The organism is Hyphomicrobium sp. NDB2Meth4 (assembly GCF_900117445.1).
In the GTDB taxonomy this organism is placed as follows: domain Bacteria; phylum Pseudomonadota; class Alphaproteobacteria; order Rhizobiales; family Hyphomicrobiaceae; genus Hyphomicrobium_A.
The window spans coordinates 235,233-253,175 of sequence record NZ_FPEJ01000005.1; the positions used below are offsets into that span (position 1 = coordinate 235,233).

A 17,943-nucleotide genomic window follows, 5' to 3' on the forward strand; every position below is an offset into this window, starting at 1 on the left:
AGTGATCTGAGCACGCTAGCGTTCACCAGATCAAGATTGGATTAACGGATATCCGCCCACACGCTACTGAAGCGACCCGATTACCACAGTTTTATGGCGTTCCCCTGGTTAGCCGTAACATCGGCTTTCCAACGGTGCCACGCTGACCTCAGCCAACCCAGCATGACCTCACCTGGACGGGGAGGCAAGCGCCCCGTCCACCCTGCGGCCATTCGGCTTGTCGGTTAAGCGTATCAGGCCTCGGACTTGCCCTCGATCGGGCCAAAATCGGCCTCATCGCGGCTCGTTAGAACCTTATCAATAATCCCGAAGTCTTTAGCCTGCTCTGCAGTCATGAAGTAGTCACGGTCGAGCGTGCGTTCAATGACTTCGTAGGGCTGATTGGTGTGCTTGACGTACACTTCGTTGAGCCGCCGCTTCATCTTGATGATGTCCTCGGCGTGGCGCTCGATGTCGGAGGCCTGGCCCGAGAAGCCGCCGGAAGGCTGATGCACCATGATCCGGGCGTTCGGCAGCGCATAACGCAGGCCCTTGGCCCCCGCGCACAGCAGCAGCGAGCCCATCGAAGCCGCCTGGCCGATGCACAGCGTGGCGATCTGCGGCCGGATGAATTGCATCGTGTCGTAAATCGCCATGCCCGCCGTGACGACACCGCCCGGCGAGTTGATGTACATGGAGATTTCCTTCTTCGGGTTCTCCGCTTCGAGGAACAAAAGCTGCATGCAGATCGACGCAGCCATGTGGTCCTCGATCGGACCCGTCACGAAGATAATGCGCTCCTTGAGCAGGCGCGATGGCAGATCATAGCCACGCTCGCCCCGGTTGGTCTGCTCGACCACCATCGGCCAGAACGTGTTCGTCAAGGTGCTGACCGGGTCGCGCATCGTCGTCTTCCTTTGCTTCGATCGTGGGGAGCGCGCGGCACTCGAATCGCGCCGCGCTGCTTTGTACTTTCTTGGGCAGTGCCGCCCTCGGGCGCAAGCCCCACCTGGGGGCCGGCGAACCTATATAGGAAGCCCCGAAGCCGAATAGTAAGCCCCGAAGCCGATTACGCCTCCTCGGCTTCGTCCGGCCGCTTGAAAAGCTCGTCCTTGGAGACTTTTTTCTCCACCGGTTTCGCCTTGTCGATGATGAAGTCGACCACCTTGTCCTCGAAAAGCGGCGCCCGCAGCTCGGCCAGCGCGCCGGGGTTCTTCTCGTAGTATTCGTAGACGGCCTTCTCCTGACCCGGGAATCGGCGCGCCTGCTCCATGAGCGCACGGCGCATCTCGTCCTGGGTGATCTTCAGCTCGTTCTTCTCGGCGATCTCGCCGATCACCAGCCCAAGGCGCACGCGGCGCTCGGCGATCTTGCGATACTCCTCGCGCGTCTCCTCCTCGGACTTGCCCTCGTCCGCAAAGGTCTTGCCCGCGCTCTTCAGGTTGGCCTCGAGCTGCTGCCAGATGCCGGCAAACTCGCTGTCGACCAGCGATGGAGGAAGCTCGAACGAATGCGCCTTCTCCAGCGCATCGAGCAACTGCCGCTTCAGCTTCGAGCGCGCGACGTTGCCGTACTCACGAGCAATCTGCTCCTTCACTAAGCCCTTGAGCTGCTCGACACTTTCCGCACCCAGCGTCTTGGCGAACTCATCGTTCACCTCGGGGCGAACCGGGCTCGCAACCTCCTTTACCTTCACCTCGAAGACAGCGGCCTTGCCGGCCAGCGTCGCGACCGGGTAGTCGGCCGGGAAGGTCGCCTCGACGTTGCGCTCATCGCCCGCCTTCACGCCAAGAAGCCCGTCCTCGAAACCCGGGATGAAATTGGCTTCGCCCAGTACGATCGGCGCCGCCTCGGCGCTGCCGCCCTCGAAGGCCTCGCCGTCGATCTTGCCCACGAAGTCGATCGTCACGCGATCGCCCTTCTCGGCAGCCCGCGCCTCGTCCGGCGCAAAGGTAAGGCTGCGCGAAACCAGCTGCTGGATGCCTTCCTCGACCGCCGAATCCTCGACGTCCGCAACCAGCTGCTCCAACTTCAGCTTCGTGAAATCCGTCAGCTCGATCGCCGGCAGCACCTCGAACGTCATCGAATACGAGAGGTCGGCCTTGCCCGACAGCACCCGCTCGATCTCGTCCTGGTCTTCCGGCAGGCTGACATTCGGCTGCATCGCGGCGCGTTCGTTGCGCTCGGCGATCGCCTTGTTCGACGATTCGCGCACGGCTTCCTGCAGCACCTCGACCATGAGCGAGCGGCCGTACATCTTCTTCAGATGCGGCACCGGCACTTTGCCCTTGCGGAAGCCCTTGAGCTGAACGCGGTCCTTGATCTCGTCCAGGCGATCGTCGAAGCGCTTGCCGAGTTCACCCGCCGGCACAACGACTTGCAGCGTCCGCTTCAGACCCTCGCTGCTGGTTTCGGTAATCTGCATTGCTCTCCAACCTGCTCGTAAACCCGACGGGCTCCGTTCCTATCGCCAAAGCGTGGTGCGGGCGGAGGGACTTGAACCCCCACGCCTTGCGGCACTGGAACCTAAATCCAGCGCGTCTACCAATTCCGCCACGCCCGCGCGTCGCCCCCGCCTCAGGCCGGCCAGAAGCCAGTCCATCTCACCTTTTTAGGGTAAGTCGCTGCGGCTGTCGGGATCGATCGGCGAAGGTATATCTGCCTGGACCCGCAAAAGGCAACGCCCTTTGCCGCACCCGCGGCGGAACGCATCGCCGGCCCCTCGACCTGGCACCTGGCACCCCATTTGCCCACATTGCCTTTGCAGCGGGTTCAGCCCCTAAAATTAGTAAATTCCCCGGCAGGCCAATCCCAACTGGGCCGAAGCGATGGAAACGAAAATCCAGCGCGCCCTGCCACCGCGGCGACGCCTTGGCTCTACCACCTCGACCAGCCGCGCCAACGAGGCTCTGGCGTGATCGATCAAGAGCGCTGACAATCCCCGCAAACACCCGGCACTCGATCACATTCCACCGAAACTGGGGCCCGCGTCCCCAACGGAGCACTCTCTTGCAACCATGTTCCAGCGTCGTCGCCGCCGTCGGCCACACGCCCCTCATCCGCCTGCGCCGCCCATCTGAAGAAACCGGCTGCACCATCCTCGGCAAGGCCGAGTTCATGAACCCGGGCGCCTCCGTGAAAGACCGCGCCGCCCTGGGCATCCTCACCGAGGCCATGGAAAGCGGACGCTTGAAGCCCGGCGGCACCGTGGTCGAGGGCACCGCGGGCAACACCGGAATCGGCCTGACCGTGCTCGGCAACGCCCTCGGGCTGCGCACGGTCATTGTCATTCCCGATACTCAGTCCCAGGAGAAGAAGGACACTCTCCGCCTGCTCGGAGCCGAGGTCGTCGAGGTTCCTGCGGTCCCTTACAAGAACCCCAATAACTACGTCCGCTACTCCCAGCGCCTTGCTGAGACTCTTGCCGCCACTGAGCCGAACGGCGCTGTCTGGGCAAACCAGTTCGATAACGTTGCAAACCGCGACATCCACACGAGAACGACGGCGGTTGAGATTTGGGACGGCACAGAGGGCCGCATCGATGGCTTCGTCTCCGCGGTCGGCTCCGGAGGCACGCTCGGCGGAGTTTCCCGCGGCCTGAAAGACAGACGCGACGGCATTCGCATCGCGCTCGCCGATCCCTTCGGCTCCGCGCTCTACTCTTACTACACCACCGGCGAGCTCAAGGCCGAGGGCTCCTCCATCACCGAGGGCATTGGCCAAGGCCGCATCACCAAGAACCTCGAGGACGCGCCCATCGACACTGCCTTCCGCATCTCCGACGAGGAAGCTCTGAACGTCGTCTTCTACCTGACGCGAGAAGAGGGCCTCTGTGTCGGCGCCTCGAGCGGCGTCAACGTCGCCGGTGCCGTGCGCCTCGCCCGCGAGCTGGGGCCCGGTCACACGATCGTGACGATGTTGTGCGACAGCGGCACCCGCTATCAGTCGCGATTGTTCAACCCCGGGTTCCTGGAAAGCAAATCTCTCCCCGTGCCGTCGTGGCTCAAGGGGGAAAAATCGCCACTTCCCGAGGTTTTTGCCTCAACCTGACCTCGTTTGGACGGGAGAAGCGGTCGCCATCCTTGCGGCCCACGCCGCTTTTGCCTATGTCGCTAGCAAGCGCGGCCAAACAAGCCGTGCGCGGATAGTTCACGCTGATGTAAGAGAGGGAAACGTGCTGGAGAGCGCCAAGAAGTGGATCGTCGAGACAGACTGGCTCGCTTCGCATCTAGACGCCCCTGACCTTGTGATCTTCGATGCCAGCTGGCATCTGCCGACCGCCGGTCGCGATCCCAAAGCGGAGTACATGCAGGAGCACATCCCCGGCGCGCTCTTCTTCGATATCGACGACCTCACTGACGAGAAATCATCTCTACCGCACATGCTGCCCTCGACGGTGAAGTTCGCCTCGCGCATGAAGAAGATGGGCGTCGGCGACGGCATGCGCATCGTCGTCTACGACACGCTGGGTCTCTTCTCCGCCGCCCGTGCCTGGTGGACGTTCCGCGCCATGGGCCACGAGGACGTTGCCGTTCTCAACGGCGGCCTGAAGAAGTGGAAGGCCGAAGGGCGCGAGACCGAGGATGGCCCGCCCATCAAGCGCACCGAGCGGCACTTCTCTCCGTTGCTCAATGCTTCGCTGATACGTGACATCGACGACGTGAAGAAGGTCGTCGCCAAGAACACCTCTCAGATCGTCGACGCACGGCCCGCCCCGCGCTTTGAAGGCACCGAGCCCGAGCCGCGTCCCGGACTGCGCTCCGGCCACATCCCCGGCGCCCGCAACGTTCCCTCGCAAACGCTGATCAACGCTGACGGCACCCTCAAGTCGGAAGCCGAACTCGCCAAGATCTTTGCCGAAGCCGGCATCGATCCCCGCCAGCCCATCGTCACCACTTGCGGCTCGGGCGTCACCGCTTCGATCCTGTCGCTCGCCTTAGCCGTGCTGGGTCAGACGAATGCAGCCGTCTACGACGGAAGCTGGGCCGAGTGGGGCGCCGACCAATCCGTGCCCGTCGAGACCGGCCCCGCTCGCGAACTCGCCTAACCTCGCAAACAATCAGGGCCGGACGCCAACAGCGACTGGCCCAACCTTGATCCCACGACTCCCGCTTCGCCGCCGTCAGGCGGCAGGCGCCAAGGGCGCCCGGCGCGTGCGCCAGCTATCCACCGGCACTATGATCGCCGCACACCAAGCGTGTCGAAGCTCGTGTCACCTACTCAATCAAGACCTGCACTGCGGGTTCATGTAGTACGTGATCATCAGGAACGACATCAGGATCGCCGAGCCCAAACCCGCAACAGTCCCGACCCACTCCGGCGCAAAATTGCCGCCCGCCTGATCCAACAGCTCTTTGCCTGGCAAGCTGCCGGCAATCGAAGCAATCGCCGAATAGACCACCACCACCATCGGTATTCTGAAGTCGTCGGGCCCGACGCCGGCCACGCGGTTCAGCAGCTTGTTGCGCACGACCACCGCGGCGATGGTGGCAACGAAACCCGCGACCATCGCCAGCACGGCCGGATTGGTCGAATACCCGATCAAGCGACCGACGATTGCACCCACGGCAGCCGCCACCAGCAGCATCACGATGAGGCTCGCCGATGTCGAACCCTGCGGCCTTGCCGTTGAAATGACCTGTGCCATTGAGCAATCCTTCTGTGACTGTGCGAGCCTCCGACCGAGGCTTCGCACGCCAGCGAAGACGCAAAGCTCGGGCCGGGCAAAGCCTACCCGCAGGCATCGCTACGATGGCGCCAACGCGTCTGTTGCCACTCGACTAAAATTAGAACCGAGCAAGCGCCGACTTATTCTCGCGATCAACGGCAGATATTCGCAGCGCGACGCGTGACTGGCTCCGGCGCCGCACCCGGCATATATGGGAACATCCGAACCTGTTGCGTCGCCCGGAACGTCCAACAACACGCAAAGCCGCACACAAAGGTAGAGGCCCAATGACCGATTCTATCGAGACGACTGACCAGACCTCGGCCGTCAACCGCCGCGCGATTCTCGCCGCACTCGCAGCCTCCGGCACCGCACTCGCCACCGGCGCAGCCAGCGCCCAGGAAGGCCATGACCATCATCACATGGACCATGGCGGCGGTAACCACGGCGCCCCGCCGGCTCATCTGGCGCTGATCAATGCCGCGTTCGATTGCATCAAGAAAGGCGAGATCTGCGCCAACCATTGCATCGACCTTCTCGGCGACGGCGACAAGGCGATGAAGGATTGCCTGCGCTCAGTTTCGACCATGCTGCCAGCATGCGCCGCGCTCGCACGACTTGGCGCTCTGGACGCAAAACGCCTGAAGGAGTTCGCCAAGGTTTGCGCTGACATCTGCAGCGACTGCCAAGCCGAGTGCAAGAAGCACGCAGAGCACCACGCCGAATGCAAGGCCTGCGGGGAAGCCTGCGGCGTCTGCGTCGACGAGTGCAAGAAACTGATCTGAACAATCTTGATCAGCAGCGGTGCCCCGAGGAGCACCGCACCGCTGCTGGTCCTGTTTGACACCCCGGGAAGCATACCGCCCCGAGCCGTCAGCCGCTCGGCGATTGTCCTGCTTCCGCAAAGCTCGCTAGCGACTCGGCGTTCACCACCTCGATCCACTCGCGCCCCGACGTGCGGATCGCCCCGATCCCCTTCAAATTCTTGATCGCTCTACACACGGTCTCGATGGCAAGCCCCAAATGGCTCGCCATATCCGACTGCGCCAGCGCGAGGCGATAATCGCCATCGCCTTCGGTGGCGACTTCCGCCTTCGGCAATGAGAGGATCAAGGCCGCCACGCTCTGCGTCGCCGACATCCGCGTCCGCATGCCGGCCTGCTCATGCAGCTTCTCGACCTTGTGCGTCAGCACCTGCCCCACCATCCGCTGGAGATTGGTCGACTTCTCGATCGCGCGCCGCGTGATCTTTCGCAAAACAGTTCGTGTCATCGTCTCAGCGTGGCAACCATAGCGCGCGCCCGAGACGATCCCAGCAAAGCCGCCTGGCCCGACGACTTCCAACACCTGCCGCTGACCCGCCCCATTGCAGCGCGTGATGATTACTGCACCAGAGATCACCTCAAAAATTGCGTCGGCGGCGTCGTGCTCATCAAACACAGTGTGCCGCTTCGCATAGATCGAACGACTGGCGACTCCCGTACTGCCGCGCCGCTGCCGCGTCATGCTAAGCCGCGATATCGGGCGAGCTGGTGCAATTGCCCCATCTCCCTCTGTCTGATCCGAACGGCCATCACCGGACTGATCAAACGTCCCCTCGATCATCATCATCATTGTTCTCGCCAAATCCCCACAGCCCAGCGCACACGCGCGGGCTCGGGCGCTGATAAACTTTGTTGCTCGTGCGCCTCAGGCGAGAACAGACGGCGGTGCACGCGGACGCGCATCGCTGTCGAAACGTTTCTTGAAACTCGGGATTTCGTACGGCGCTTCGAGCACCGCGACGACCGAAACGGCGGGAGCAGAGATCGCCAGCCCACCGACGATCAGACCAGGCGCCGCTGTCAGCAAGCACGCATCGCAAACAGCGATGGATTGACTGCGCGAACCACCACCCTTCGCGGGTGAGCACAACAGCGGCAGCGTACCGTCAGGCAGTTCGTACGCCGAGAGATCTGGCGCCGACTGACGGACCGGCCGATGCGCCAGCGGCATAAGCAGCATCGCTAGCCCGTAAAGGACTGCGATGAAAAGCCTCTCATTCAGCTGGCGCCTAAAAACTCGCATGTCCACATGCTAGCCAGCCGAATCTTCAATGGTCAATTGGCGCAACCCATCTATGCCACGAAGTCGCGCCTGAAATGACAATGCGCATACGCCATGTTGCGGTTAGAGCATGGCGACATGCGACAGCCCGCGTCAAAAGATGAAGACAAATCAACTTAGGTGCGACGTCTTAGTTCGTTGACGATTGAGCCACATCATTGACCTCTGGAGGCATGCTCGGGTGGCTTCATAAAAACGCAAAAAACGACGCTAGGGGGATGATTGTTGCACTTTACGTGCTCGTCACTCTGAGCCTCGTCTTTGCGCAGCGCTGCCTGCGTCCAGGGCACGACACCCCGGAACCCTCGATTAACCAGATCGATCTTGCAGACCTGTCGCATTTCGCGCATGCGACCCGCACGAACACACCAGATACCCCGCAAACGCGCGAGTTTTGCGACCATTCGATCGATGACTGCGAAGGTACCGTCGCCGCCAGCTGCGCGCCGATCTGCACAAACTTCGCGCACATCGGCGTGCACTCCACCGGTCAATCCTTCGCAGCGCACGTCGCCGCACATGTTCCAGCGACGTTCAAAGCGAACGCACGCTCACGCGCCCCGCCCGCGCTCTTAACCTGAAAATCGCGTCACATCAGGCTCTGCACCGCACCGCCTGATCTGCGTCAGAAACGCGCGCACCGAGCGCACATCCGCGCACGGCTCTAACACCCCCTTCGTTCGAACTATTCCAAGGAAGACCGGGCCGATGTCTGCCGCTGCCACTTCACTCGCATCTGCACATGGGGCTGACGATCGTCAGACGATCATCGGTTACAACGAGGATGTCGTTCGCGCCTTCTCCATCGCAACGGTGCTGTGGGCGCTGTTCGGACTGGCAGTTGGAGTTTGGGTCGCCCTGCTTCTCGCCTTCCCCGGGATGAACGTCGGCGAGTTTCTCACCTTCGGCCGCCTCCGCCCCGTGCACACATCGGGCGTCATCCTCGGCTTCGGCGGCAATGCACTGCTCGCAACGTCGCTCTACGTCGTACAGCGCACCTGCCGCACCGGATTGTGGGGCGGCCCAAAGCTCGCGAGCTTCCTGTTCTGGGGCTACAACGCCTTCCTCGTCGCTGCGATGGTGAGCTACCCGCTCGGACTGACCCAATCGCAGGAGTACGCCGAACCCGAGTGGTTCCTCGACATCTGGCTGACGGTCGTCTGGCTGACGTATCTCGCCATCTTCGTCGGCACGCTCGCCATCCGCCGCGAACCGCACATCTACGTCGCCAATTGGTTCTTCCTCGCCTTCATCCTCACGGTGTCGGTGCTGCAGGTCGTCAACAACGCCGCCGTACCGATTTCCTGGACGTCAACGAAAAGCTATTCGGCCTACTCCGGCGTCCAGAGCGCGATGATCCAATGGTGGTACGGCCACAACATGGTCGGCTTCTGGCTCACCGCCGGATTCATCGGCATGATGTACTACTTCGTGCCCAAGCAGGCCGACCGCCCGATCTACTCGTACCGTCTGTCGATCGTGCACTTCTGGGCGCTGGTGTTCCTCTACATCTGGGCCGGCCCACACCATCTGCACTACACCGCGTTGCCCGACTGGACGCAGACGCTCGGCGCCGCCTTCTCCATCATGCTTTGGATGCCGTCCTGGGGCGGCATGATCAACGGCATCATGACGCTCTCGGGCGCATGGTCGAAGCTGCGCACTGATCCCATCCTGCGCTTCCTCGTCGTCGCCGTCGCCTTCTACGGCATGTCGACGTTCGAAGGCCCGCTGATGGCGCTGAAACCCGTCAACGCGCTCTCGCACTACACCGACTGGACCGTCGGCCACGTGCATTCGGGCGCGCTCGGCTGGGTCGCGCTGATGGCCTTCGGCTCGCTCTATCACATGGTGCCGAAGCTCTGGTCGACGCGCCTGTGGTCGATCAAGCTCGTCGAAGTTCACTTCTGGCTCGCGTCGATCGGCATCGTTCTCTACATCACCTCGATGTGGGTGTCGGGCATCACCCAGGGCCTGATGTGGAAGGCCTACGACGAGTTCGGCTTCCTGCAATACTCGTTCACCGACAGCGTCGCGATGCTGCACCCCTACTACGTGGTGCGTGCGCTCGGCGGTATGTTCTTCCTCGCCGGCGGCATCCTCTTCGCCATCAACATCTTCATGACCATCTTCGACGCGCCCGCGCGACGCCGGTCTGACGCTGGGCTGCGCGCCCAGCTCGCGCCTGCGGAGTGAGACCGACCATGAACCACTCCCTCATCGAAAAGTCCGCTGCACTGCTGTTCATGCTGACGTTCATCGTCATCTCGATCGGCGGCCTCGTGCAGATCGTGCCCCTGTTCAAGATCGACACGACCGTCACCAAGGTCGAAGGCATGCGGCCCTATACGCCGCTCGAGCAGCTCGGCCGCAACATCTACACCCGCGAAGGCTGCTACACCTGCCACAGCCAGATGATCCGTCCCTTCCGCGACGAGGTCGAGCGTTACGGCCATTACTCAATCCCCGCCGAGAGCATGTACGATCACCCCTTCCTCTGGGGCTCCAAGCGCACCGGCCCTGATCTCGCACGCGTCGGCGGCAAATACTCCAACGCCTGGCAACTCGCGCACTTGATCCATCCGCAGAGCGTCGTCCCCGTTTCGATCATGCCGTCCTATGCCTTCCTCAAGGACAAGCCGCTCTACGTCGATGATCTCAACTTGCACATGTCGGCGCTCAAGACCGTCGGCGTCCCCTACGACGATGAGATGATCGCGTCCGCGCACGCCGACCTGGAAGCGCAGGCCACCGGACAGGGCGCCACCGAAGCTCTGCTCAAACGCTACCCGAAGGCAAAGCTCGGCGACTTCGACGGCGATCCTTCGCGCATCACCGAGATGGACGCCCTCATCGCCTATCTGCAAGTCCTCGGCACTCTCGTTGACTTCTCCGAACCGGACGCATCCAGCGCCACGCCCTCCAAATAGAGCCGACGATGACCGCCGAGACATTCACCCATCATCTGGAGGCGATCTGGCCAATCATCGGGATCGGCCTGTTCGTGATGATCCTCTGGGTCGTGCTGCATCCGGCCAGCAAGGCCGAGTACGACCGCGACGCGCAAATTCCGTTCGACACGAAAGACGATCAAGATGGCTGAGCATCGCTACGACCCCGTCACAGGTCAGTACACGACCGGCCACTCGTGGGACGGCATCGAGGAGCTTTACACCCCGCTCCCGCGCTGGTGGGTCATCACCCTGGTCATCAGCTTCATCATCGCCATCATCTACGCCGCGCTCTACCCAGGCTGGCCCACGACGCGCTTCGCCTTCGCCGGACTGCTCGGCTGGACCAGTGCCGGCCAACTCGCCGAAGAACAGGCCGAAGCACGCAGCGAGCAAGCTCACTGGCGCAACCAGATCGCAGCCAAGTCTGTCTCTGAGATCGAGCAGTCTGACGAGTTGCGCACCTTCGCCATCACCGGCGGCCGCGCACTGTTCAATCAGAACTGCGCCGCCTGCCACGGCAGCGGCGCCGGCGGCCAGCAGGGCCAATTCCCCTCGCTCATCGACGACGACTGGCTCTGGGGCGGCAAGATCGATGATGTCTACCAAACCATCGCCCACGGCATTCGCAACGAGGATCCCGAAAGCCGTCAATCCGAAATGCCGGCCTTTGCCGAGATGCTGAGCCCTGAGGAAATCGCCGCCGTCGCCGAGTACGTCGCGACGCTGTCCGATGCCAGCAAGGCCGACAGCCGTAAGGCGCTCCCTGGCGCCGAAGTCTTCGCCAACAACTGCGCTGGTTGCCATGGCGAGAACGGAGAAGGCATGCGCGAGATGGGCGCCCCCCGTCTTGCAGATCAGATCTGGCTGTACGGCGATGGCAAAGACGCAGTCGCACGCCAGGTCGCCCACCCGCGCATGGGTATGATGCCCGCGTGGAAGCCGCGTCTCGGCGATGACGCGGTCAAAATGCTCGCAGTCTATGTGCACTCACTCGGCGGCGGAGAGAAGTAATGCACACGCAGGTGCCGACCGCGCTGCAAACGGCTCAAACCCGCGCCTTGCGCACGGGAACGCCACACGCAGCCTCCGGAAAATTTCGTCTGACGAAAACGGCGCTGACGTCATTCCTGCTCGGCCTCTACTTCATCACGCCGTGGCTGCGCTGGACCCGCGCTGGTGAATCCGCCCAGGCCGTCATCGTCGATATTCCGGCCCGCCGCTTCTATCTGTTCGGCATGGAGTTCTGGCCGCCCGATCTGCCCCTGCTGCTTGGCCTCCTGATATTCTCGGCCGCAACGCTATTCTTCGTCACCGCATACTTCGGTCGCGTCTGGTGCGGCTTCACCTGCCCGCAAACGGTCTGGACCGATCTCTTCTTCGGTGTCGATCGCCGCATCGACCAGCGTTTCGGCCGCGACAGCGCATTGGGCCAAGCCATCAAGTCCGCGCTGCACATGCTGATCGCAGTGCTCACGGCCTTCACCTTCACCGGCTACTTCATCGACATCACGCATCTCGGTGGCCAGCTCGCAACCGGCATCGCGCCGGCTGCTGCCTATGTCTCGCTCGGCGTGCTCACGTTCACCACTTATGTGTTTGCCGCGCACACGCGCGAGAACATCTGCCTGCATATGTGTCCCTGGCCGCGCTTCCAAAGCGCGCTGCTCGATTCCGAAACGCTCGTCGTCACTTATCAGTCGTGGCGCGGTGATCCGCGCGCCCGCGCGCGTGTGCCGCTGCGTCCCGATCTTCTCGACATCGGCAACGATGGCCCGCCTGCTGCGCACTCCTACCTTGCAGGCAGCGATGCCTATCGCGGCGACTGCGTTGATTGCGGCAGGTGCGTCAGCTCCTGCCCGACGCGCATCGACATCCGCGATGGGTTGCAGCTCGGATGCATCGGCTGCGGGCTGTGCATCGACGCCTGCAACACCGTCATGGACCGGCTCGACCGCCCGCACGGACTGATCAAGCTCGGAACGGAAATGCCGGCCGAGCCATCCATGGCGACGGCAAAGCGCACGCGCCCGCGCATCCTGCGCATCAAGCCGATGATGTTTGCGTCCGTCATGCTCGTCTCCGGCTCCGCGATGGCCGTGGCCCTCGCCAACCGCAGCAACGTCGACGCCAGCCTCGAGCATCAGCGTCAGCCTCCGTTCGTAAAGATGTCGGACGGCAGCATTCGCAACGACTATGCGCTCCGCTTCACCCACCGCGGCGACGATATCGCCAGCGTTGCGGTCACCGTCGAAGGTCTCCCCGGCGCAGCCGTCCGCCTCTCGACCAGCGACGAACCCTCGCCTGCATTCATTTGCAACCGGCGCTCGTTGTCGGAGCGCGTGATGGTCACCGTGCCGATGCACTCCGCCCCGCAGGGCCGCGTGCCCGTGACGGTGGTGCTGACCGAGCGGACCACGAACGCGCCGCTCGCCCGCCTCGAAACCTACTTCTGGGGACCAGGAGGCGCTCAATGATTGCACGTCTGAAGCGCCTCTTCGGCGAGGATCGCTGGATACCTGGCCTGTTCATCGGCTTCTTCGTGTTCCTCGCCTGCGTCGAAGTCGTGCTGATCACGCTGTCGGTCAACAGCTTCTCCGGCCTCTCGGAAGCCGATCCCTACCGCCGTGGGCTCGCCTACAACGACACCATCGCTGAACGCCGCAAAGAGCGCGACCTTGGCTGGCGCGTCAGCATCGGCTTCGAGCCGGAAGGCGCGCTGCGCGGCATCGTCAAGATCGCCGCGCGCGATGCTGAAGGCTCAGAGCTCAAGGGCGCAGAGATCACCGCCACCGCCGAGCGCCCCATGGAGGGCAAGCCCCCGCAGCTCATCAAACTGAGCGCGCTGGAGGATGGCGCCGCTGAAGGCACCCTCGCCGTCGATACGCCAGGGCGCTGGTTCGTCCGCGTCAAGATCGAGGATGCCGGCACCAGCATCGAGCGCCGCCGCGAAATCTTCATCGAACCCCAATGACGCCGGCGCACGAGAAGAGGAAGCACCAGCATGGATAGTCTTCTCCTCCTCATCCCCATCGCACTCTGCCTTGGCGGATTCTACCTCGCCGCGTTCCTGTGGTCGTTGCGCGCCGGTCAGTACGACGACCTCGAGGGCGCAGCGGCCCGCATCCTGTTTGAAGACGAGCCCTTGGAGACAAACACCGATGAGCGACGCTAAGTCCGCCACGCCATTCGATGAAACACCCCAGCGCAAGCGCGCACGCTTGACGCTGGCGATCATGAACGCCGCGATGGCAGCCATTGTCTGCGGCCTCACCATCGGACCCGGGGCCGCAGTCGCCGCCGCACTTCTGATGGCGATCCTGCCCTACGCCCCGGTTCTTTGGCGTGTCGTCCCTGCCTGGGCTCAGGCGAACGTCCTGGCTGCCGCCACTGCGCTGTTTTTGCTCAGCGCCATTGCCGGCACCATCATTTGGGGCATGGCAGTGCCGTTTTATATCGCACTCGGCCTCGTCCCGGTGATGCTCGCGCTGATCCCCGCCGTCGCCCTCAACAACCCCCCGCTGAGCGATTCCGACTAGACTGCCGGCCGCACAGCGGTCTAAAGGCGGCGCATGTCCGAGCTTACGTTCCTGGCTGGCATCCTCGTCGGGCTGGCTGCAAGCCTGCATTGCGCCGCCATGTGCGGCCCCATAGCCTCAGGCCTCGTCATCGCGCTTGCGCCCTCCGGCGGCGCACACGCCGCATTGCCGACGCTACTTGTTGCGCAGGCCGGCCGCATCACGTCTTACGTCGTCGCTGGCGCGCTCGTCGGTCTCTTCGGCACGACGCTTTACGCCGGGCTCGACCGCGACATCGCATTTCAGGTCATGCGGTGGGCCGCTGGCGCCACGCTCATGTGGATCGGCCTCTCGGTTGCCGGCCTCGCCCCTGCGCCTACTGCACTCGACAAGGCCACCCGCTTCATCACCGAGCGACTGACGCGCGTTCGCCTCGCCCCCCAGCCCAGCTACTGGCTATGGGTCTACTCGACCGGTCTCCTGTGGGGACTGCTGCCGTGCGGCATGGTCTTCGCGACCTTGTTCTTCGCCATGATGAGCGGCACGGCTGTGCAAGGCGCCGTCATCATGCTCGGCTTTGGCCTCGGCACCCTGCCATCCGTCACCGCGACGGCATTCGGCGTCGCATCGTTGAAAGGCTGGGCGGACGGTCGCGGACCGCGCATGGCCATCGGCCTCGCCATCGCTTCCCTGGCCGCCATTTCGCTGGCCATTCCGATGAAGCAACTCATGGCCTGGTGCTTCCCCACCTGAACAGGGTCAAGCCGGCGAGGCTGACATTGTCCCGGTGGACCGATATGGTCGCGCTTCAATAAAGCGGGCCGCCAGAATGTCCGACCAGAATTGGATCTCCCACTTTTCCGGACTGGCCCATTTGCCACCGGACGTCCTTGCCTCGCTCGTCACGGCAAGTCGCGTGGTGCACCTGCCCGCCGGCACGCGCATTTTCGGCCCCGGCCAGGCGCCCGACGCCTTCCTGCTTCTGATCCGCGGCACTGTACGCGTGCAGCAGGTCTCCGATTCTGGCCGCGAGATCGTGCTCTACCGCGTCTCCGCGGGCGAAAGCTGCGCCCTTACCACCGCCTGCCTGATGGGTTACGACGACTACCTCGCCGAGGCCATCTCCGAGACCGAGGTCGACGCCGTCGCCATCCCGCGCGCCACCTTCGATGACCTCATCGCCCGCTCGCCGGATTTCCGGCGCTTCGTGTTCACCGCCTTCAGCCGCCGCGTCACCGACCTTTTCCGCATTATCGACGAGGTGGCATTCTCGCGCGTCGACGTCCGCCTCGCCCAGCGCCTGCTCGAGCGCGCCAACACGCAGGGCCACATTGACCTCACCCACCAGCAGCTTGCCTCCGAGCTTGGCACCGCCCGCGAGGTCGTCAGCCGCCAGCTCAATGAATTTCAGCGCCGCGGATGGATCTCCACCTCCCGCGGCGCCGTAGACATCCTAAATTCAGAGGGACTGCGCCAGCTCGCGACGGCCCCGTAAGCCACTGTGACTAGGTCACAGACCTGACCTGCATCAGGGACTATCGAGGCCCTTCAAACACTGGAGGCGCTCCGATGCTGAAAAATGTCGGCACCTGGGATCGCACGGCCCGGATTATCCTCGGCCTCGCGCTCCTGAGCCTTGTTATCATTGGCCCGAGAACATGGTGGGGCCTTGTTGGGCTGTTGCCATTGATCACCGGCCTGGCCCGCCTCTGCCCCGCCTACTCGATTGGTGGCGTCAATACCTGTGCGCTCGGCGCATCAGGGCAGCGCGAGGGCAAGGCATGACGAACTTTTTCCTTTTGCCGGGCGACCTTGTCTGCAACGTCCCCGGCATCCCGCACGACAGCGATCATCGGCAGGTGCTGCGATCGTTCATCAACATGATGTTCTGGAGCGCGATCGCTATCCCCCTAGCGCTCTGGATCGGATCCTGAGGACCAACAATGGCAACGGACACCATCCTATCGGCCGCATTCGGGGGCCTGTTCATAGGCCTCTCGGCGGTCCTGCTTCTCGCCCTCACCGGCCGCATCGCCGGCGTCAGCGGCTTCGTATCGCGTCTCTTGCCGCCCTACAGCGACAATCAATTGCCCGTGCGCCTCGCTTTCGTCGCCGGCCTCGTCATCGCGCCGCTGCTCTATGCGGCTGCCACCGGCATCCCCGTAGGCATCGAAGTGACGTCCAGCCTTCCCCTGCTCGTCATCGGCGGCGTTCTCGTTGGCTTCGGCGCAGTACGCGGCGGCGGCTGCACCAGCGGTCACGGCATCTGCGGCACCGCACGTCTGTCACCGCGTTCGATAGCGGCAACTGCAATCTTCATGACCACCGGTGCCATCACCGTCTTCATCATGCGTCACGTGCTCGGAGGCTGACATGCCAATCATCGCCACATTCATCTCCGGCCTCCTGTTCTCGACCGGCCTGATCGTTTCCGGCCTCATCAACCCGGCGAAAGTGCTGAACTTCCTCGACATCGCGGGCAGCTGGGATCCGAGCCTTGCCATCACGATGGCCGTCGCGGTCGCCACCACGGCCATCGGCTACCGCCTCGCGTTCGCTCAAGGCGCACCTCTGCTGGGCGGCGTATTCCAACTGCCGGCCAAAGCCGACATCGACGGGCGGCTTGCATCCGGCGCTGCAATCTTCGGCATCGGTTGGGGGCTCGTCGGCTTCTGCCCAGGACCCGCTGTCGCCTCATTAGGCATCGGCGCCAATGCGGCCTTCATCTTCGTCCTGGCTATGCTTGCCGGCATGGCCATCGCACGCAGCCTCGACACCTTCTCCGTAACACCCATCACGCCACAAGCAGGGATCAAGGGAGGAAACAAGTGAGCATTCCCCATGCCGTCGACCTCAATGTGAAACCTGAAGTGACGGCGTTCTTCGACGAGCCGACCAACACCATCAGCTACGTCGTCAAGGACCCGAACTCGAACGGCTGCGCCATCATCGACAGCGTGATGGACATCGACTATGCGGCCGGGCGCATCTCTTACGATTCCGCCGATGAGATCGTCGACTACGTCAAGAAGCACGACCTCAAGGTCGAATGGCTGATCGAGACGCACGCCCACGCCGACCACCTCTCCGCCGCGCCCTACATTCAAAGCAAGGTTGGCGGCAAGCTCGGCATCGGCGAGAACATCAAGATCGTGCAGGAGGTGTTCGGAAAGATCTTCAACGAAGGCACCGAGTTTCAGCGCGACGGCAGCCAGTTCGATCGCCTGTTCAAGGACGGCGACACCTATCAGATCGGCACGATGACGGCGTTCGCCATGCTGACGCCCGGTCACACACCCGCCTGCATGACTCACGTCATCGGCGATGCGGCCTTCGTCGGCGACACGCTGTTCATGCCCGATGGCGGCACCGCCCGCGCCGACTTCCCCGGCGGCGACGCGCGCACGCTCTTTCGCTCGATCAAGCGCGTCCTCGAGCTGCCGCCCGAGATGCGGCTCTTCATGTGCCACGACTACGCACCTGGCGGCCGCGAGATCAAATGGGAGACCACTGTCGGCGAGGAGCGCGCGCACAACATTCATGTGCACGAGGGCATATCAGAGGATGAGTTTGTCCGCGTACGTGAAGCCCGCGACAAGACTTTGGATCTGCCGCACCTGATCATCCCGTCGATCCAGGTCAACATCCGCGGCGGCAACCTTCCCGAGCCGGATGAAACCGGCAAGCGCCATCTCAAGGTGCCGATCAACGAGCTTTGAGA

Annotated in this window: 24 protein-coding genes and 1 tRNA gene; 19 read left to right on the plus strand and 6 right to left on the minus strand. The window is 63.2% G+C overall.

Translation table 11 applies throughout. The features are described from left to right. Nucleotides 1-233: 233 nt before the first annotated feature. From NDB2M4_RS10000 to NDB2M4_RS10010, 3 genes are all read right to left on the minus strand, one after another. A complete protein-coding gene (locus NDB2M4_RS10000; RefSeq protein WP_072374103.1) occupies nt 234-884 on the minus strand; it encodes an ATP-dependent Clp protease proteolytic subunit in 651 nt (216 codons plus the stop codon). 164 nt (nt 885-1,048) lie between these two features. Next, a complete protein-coding gene (gene tig, locus NDB2M4_RS10005) occupies nt 1,049-2,404 on the minus strand; it encodes a trigger factor (RefSeq protein ID WP_072374106.1) in 1,356 nt (451 codons plus the stop codon). A 53-nt stretch (nt 2,405-2,457) separates the two neighbouring features. After that, nucleotides 2,458-2,542: transfer RNA gene (locus NDB2M4_RS10010), tRNA-Leu, on the minus strand. 446 nt (nt 2,543-2,988) lie between these two features. Between NDB2M4_RS10010 and NDB2M4_RS10015 the strand changes: the two genes are divergently transcribed. Both NDB2M4_RS10015 and sseA read left to right on the plus strand, forming a co-directional pair. Next, complete coding sequence (locus tag NDB2M4_RS10015; protein WP_072374109.1) at nt 2,989-4,029, plus strand: cysteine synthase A; 1,041 nt, start codon at nt 2,989-2,991, stop codon at nt 4,027-4,029. 124 nt (nt 4,030-4,153) lie between these two features. Then, nucleotides 4,154-5,026, plus strand: coding sequence for a 3-mercaptopyruvate sulfurtransferase (sseA, locus tag NDB2M4_RS10020; RefSeq protein ID WP_072374112.1), 873 nt, complete (start codon nt 4,154-4,156; stop codon nt 5,024-5,026). Between the two features lie 177 nt (nt 5,027-5,203). Here sseA and NDB2M4_RS10025 read toward each other — a convergent pair whose 3' ends face one another. Beyond that, entirely contained in the window at nt 5,204-5,626 is a 423-nt protein-coding gene (locus tag NDB2M4_RS10025) for a hypothetical protein (RefSeq protein ID WP_072374115.1), read from the minus strand. A 308-nt stretch (nt 5,627-5,934) separates the two neighbouring features. Here NDB2M4_RS10025 and NDB2M4_RS10030 point away from each other — a divergent pair, with 308 nt between their 5' ends. Then, nucleotides 5,935-6,432, plus strand: coding sequence for a four-helix bundle copper-binding protein (locus NDB2M4_RS10030; RefSeq protein ID WP_072374118.1), 498 nt, complete (start codon nt 5,935-5,937; stop codon nt 6,430-6,432). A gap of 88 nt (nt 6,433-6,520) precedes the next feature. On the opposite strand, the gene NDB2M4_RS10035 is transcribed toward NDB2M4_RS10030, so the two are convergent. Both NDB2M4_RS10035 and NDB2M4_RS10040 read right to left on the minus strand, forming a co-directional pair. Further along, nucleotides 6,521-7,261, minus strand: coding sequence for a Crp/Fnr family transcriptional regulator (locus NDB2M4_RS10035; protein WP_072374121.1), 741 nt, complete (start codon nt 7,259-7,261; stop codon nt 6,521-6,523). A 75-nt stretch (nt 7,262-7,336) separates the two neighbouring features. After that, entirely contained in the window at nt 7,337-7,651 is a 315-nt protein-coding gene (locus NDB2M4_RS10040) for a hypothetical protein (RefSeq protein WP_072374123.1), read from the minus strand. Nucleotides 7,652-7,926: 275 nt separating this feature from the next. On the opposite strand from NDB2M4_RS10040, the gene NDB2M4_RS10045 reads away from it, so the two are divergent. From NDB2M4_RS10045 to NDB2M4_RS10110, 16 genes are all read left to right on the plus strand, one after another. Further along, a complete protein-coding gene (locus NDB2M4_RS10045) occupies nt 7,927-8,334 on the plus strand; it encodes a hypothetical protein (RefSeq protein WP_139247187.1) in 408 nt (135 codons plus the stop codon). 127 nt (nt 8,335-8,461) lie between these two features. Beyond that, entirely contained in the window at nt 8,462-9,949 is a 1,488-nt protein-coding gene (gene ccoN / locus NDB2M4_RS10050) for a cytochrome-c oxidase, cbb3-type subunit I (RefSeq protein WP_072374129.1), read from the plus strand. Between the two features lie 8 nt (nt 9,950-9,957). Continuing rightward, nucleotides 9,958-10,683 carry a cytochrome-c oxidase, cbb3-type subunit II gene (gene ccoO / locus NDB2M4_RS10055; protein ID WP_072374132.1) on the plus strand — a complete coding sequence of 242 codons (726 nt, stop codon included), beginning with the start codon at nt 9,958-9,960 and terminating at the stop codon, nt 10,681-10,683. Nucleotides 10,684-10,691: 8 nt separating this feature from the next. After that, complete coding sequence (locus tag NDB2M4_RS19955; protein WP_139247188.1) at nt 10,692-10,856, plus strand: cbb3-type cytochrome oxidase subunit 3; 165 nt, start codon at nt 10,692-10,694, stop codon at nt 10,854-10,856. After that, nucleotides 10,849-11,718, plus strand: coding sequence for a cytochrome-c oxidase, cbb3-type subunit III (gene ccoP, locus NDB2M4_RS10060; protein WP_072374135.1), 870 nt, complete (start codon nt 10,849-10,851; stop codon nt 11,716-11,718). Before NDB2M4_RS19955 ends, ccoP begins: the two co-directional genes overlap by 8 nt. Continuing rightward, complete coding sequence (gene ccoG / locus NDB2M4_RS10065; protein WP_072374138.1) at nt 11,718-13,181, plus strand: cytochrome c oxidase accessory protein CcoG; 1,464 nt, start codon at nt 11,718-11,720, stop codon at nt 13,179-13,181. Before ccoP ends, ccoG begins: the two co-directional genes overlap by 1 nt. After that, complete coding sequence (locus NDB2M4_RS10070; RefSeq protein ID WP_072374141.1) at nt 13,178-13,678, plus strand: FixH family protein; 501 nt, start codon at nt 13,178-13,180, stop codon at nt 13,676-13,678. The genes ccoG and NDB2M4_RS10070 overlap by 4 nt, the downstream gene beginning before the upstream one ends. A gap of 30 nt (nt 13,679-13,708) precedes the next feature. Continuing rightward, nucleotides 13,709-13,879, plus strand: a complete 171-nt coding sequence (gene ccoS / locus NDB2M4_RS10075) for a cbb3-type cytochrome oxidase assembly protein CcoS (RefSeq protein ID WP_072374144.1) — start codon at nt 13,709-13,711, stop codon at nt 13,877-13,879. Next, nucleotides 13,866-14,243, plus strand: coding sequence for a hypothetical protein (locus NDB2M4_RS10080; RefSeq protein ID WP_072374147.1), 378 nt, complete (start codon nt 13,866-13,868; stop codon nt 14,241-14,243). Before ccoS ends, NDB2M4_RS10080 begins: the two co-directional genes overlap by 14 nt. Nucleotides 14,244-14,276: 33 nt before the next feature. After that, nucleotides 14,277-14,975: a sulfite exporter TauE/SafE family protein gene (locus NDB2M4_RS10085; RefSeq protein ID WP_072374150.1), complete on the plus strand. Its 699-nt coding sequence runs from the start codon at nt 14,277-14,279 to the stop codon at nt 14,973-14,975. Between the two features lie 76 nt (nt 14,976-15,051). Next, on the plus strand, nt 15,052-15,717 hold the full coding sequence (locus NDB2M4_RS10090; RefSeq protein WP_072374153.1) for a Crp/Fnr family transcriptional regulator: 666 nt from the start codon (nt 15,052-15,054) through the stop codon (nt 15,715-15,717). A 74-nt stretch (nt 15,718-15,791) separates the two neighbouring features. After that, nucleotides 15,792-16,007 carry a YgaP family membrane protein gene (locus NDB2M4_RS10095; RefSeq protein WP_072374156.1) on the plus strand — a complete coding sequence of 72 codons (216 nt, stop codon included), beginning with the start codon at nt 15,792-15,794 and terminating at the stop codon, nt 16,005-16,007. Next, nucleotides 16,004-16,156: a hypothetical protein gene (locus NDB2M4_RS20220; RefSeq protein WP_171988069.1), complete on the plus strand. Its 153-nt coding sequence runs from the start codon at nt 16,004-16,006 to the stop codon at nt 16,154-16,156. The genes NDB2M4_RS10095 and NDB2M4_RS20220 overlap by 4 nt, the downstream gene beginning before the upstream one ends. 9 nt (nt 16,157-16,165) lie before the next feature. Further along, complete coding sequence (locus NDB2M4_RS10100; protein WP_072374159.1) at nt 16,166-16,594, plus strand: YeeE/YedE family protein; 429 nt, start codon at nt 16,166-16,168, stop codon at nt 16,592-16,594. Nucleotide 16,595: 1 nt separating this feature from the next. Continuing rightward, nucleotides 16,596-17,054, plus strand: a complete 459-nt coding sequence (locus NDB2M4_RS10105; RefSeq protein ID WP_072374162.1) for a DUF6691 family protein — start codon at nt 16,596-16,598, stop codon at nt 17,052-17,054. 2 nt (nt 17,055-17,056) lie between these two features. Further along, nucleotides 17,057-17,941 carry an MBL fold metallo-hydrolase gene (locus tag NDB2M4_RS10110; RefSeq protein WP_072375003.1) on the plus strand — a complete coding sequence of 295 codons (885 nt, stop codon included), beginning with the start codon at nt 17,057-17,059 and terminating at the stop codon, nt 17,939-17,941. Nucleotides 17,942-17,943 lie beyond the last annotated feature (2 nt).

Coding starts and splice junctions, on each gene's coding strand:
- NDB2M4_RS10035 (WP_072374121.1), bottom strand. CDS start 7,261: ATGATGATGATGATCGAGGGGACGTTTGATCAGTCCGGTGATGGCCGT.
- NDB2M4_RS10000 (WP_072374103.1), bottom strand. CDS start 884: ATGCGCGACCCGGTCAGCACCTTGACGAACACGTTCTGGCCGATGGTG.
- NDB2M4_RS19955 (WP_139247188.1), top strand. CDS start 10,692: ATGACCGCCGAGACATTCACCCATCATCTGGAGGCGATCTGGCCAATC.
- ccoP (WP_072374135.1), top strand. CDS start 10,849: ATGGCTGAGCATCGCTACGACCCCGTCACAGGTCAGTACACGACCGGC.
- NDB2M4_RS10090 (WP_072374153.1), top strand. CDS start 15,052: ATGTCCGACCAGAATTGGATCTCCCACTTTTCCGGACTGGCCCATTTG.
- NDB2M4_RS10070 (WP_072374141.1), top strand. CDS start 13,178: ATGATTGCACGTCTGAAGCGCCTCTTCGGCGAGGATCGCTGGATACCT.
- NDB2M4_RS20220 (WP_171988069.1), top strand. CDS start 16,004: ATGACGAACTTTTTCCTTTTGCCGGGCGACCTTGTCTGCAACGTCCCC.
- NDB2M4_RS10080 (WP_072374147.1), top strand. CDS start 13,866: ATGAGCGACGCTAAGTCCGCCACGCCATTCGATGAAACACCCCAGCGC.
- NDB2M4_RS10105 (WP_072374162.1), top strand. CDS start 16,596: ATGCCAATCATCGCCACATTCATCTCCGGCCTCCTGTTCTCGACCGGC.
- NDB2M4_RS10095 (WP_072374156.1), top strand. CDS start 15,792: ATGCTGAAAAATGTCGGCACCTGGGATCGCACGGCCCGGATTATCCTC.
- NDB2M4_RS10100 (WP_072374159.1), top strand. CDS start 16,166: ATGGCAACGGACACCATCCTATCGGCCGCATTCGGGGGCCTGTTCATA.
- ccoO (WP_072374132.1), top strand. CDS start 9,958: ATGAACCACTCCCTCATCGAAAAGTCCGCTGCACTGCTGTTCATGCTG.
- NDB2M4_RS10025 (WP_072374115.1), bottom strand. CDS start 5,626: ATGGCACAGGTCATTTCAACGGCAAGGCCGCAGGGTTCGACATCGGCG.
- ccoG (WP_072374138.1), top strand. CDS start 11,718: ATGCACACGCAGGTGCCGACCGCGCTGCAAACGGCTCAAACCCGCGCC.
- ccoN (WP_072374129.1), top strand. CDS start 8,462: ATGTCTGCCGCTGCCACTTCACTCGCATCTGCACATGGGGCTGACGAT.
- ccoS (WP_072374144.1), top strand. CDS start 13,709: ATGGATAGTCTTCTCCTCCTCATCCCCATCGCACTCTGCCTTGGCGGA.
- tig (WP_072374106.1), bottom strand. CDS start 2,404: ATGCAGATTACCGAAACCAGCAGCGAGGGTCTGAAGCGGACGCTGCAA.
- NDB2M4_RS10040 (WP_072374123.1), bottom strand. CDS start 7,651: ATGCTGCTTATGCCGCTGGCGCATCGGCCGGTCCGTCAGTCGGCGCCA.
- NDB2M4_RS10045 (WP_139247187.1), top strand. CDS start 7,927: ATGCTCGGGTGGCTTCATAAAAACGCAAAAAACGACGCTAGGGGGATG.
- NDB2M4_RS10085 (WP_072374150.1), top strand. CDS start 14,277: ATGTCCGAGCTTACGTTCCTGGCTGGCATCCTCGTCGGGCTGGCTGCA.
- NDB2M4_RS10030 (WP_072374118.1), top strand. CDS start 5,935: ATGACCGATTCTATCGAGACGACTGACCAGACCTCGGCCGTCAACCGC.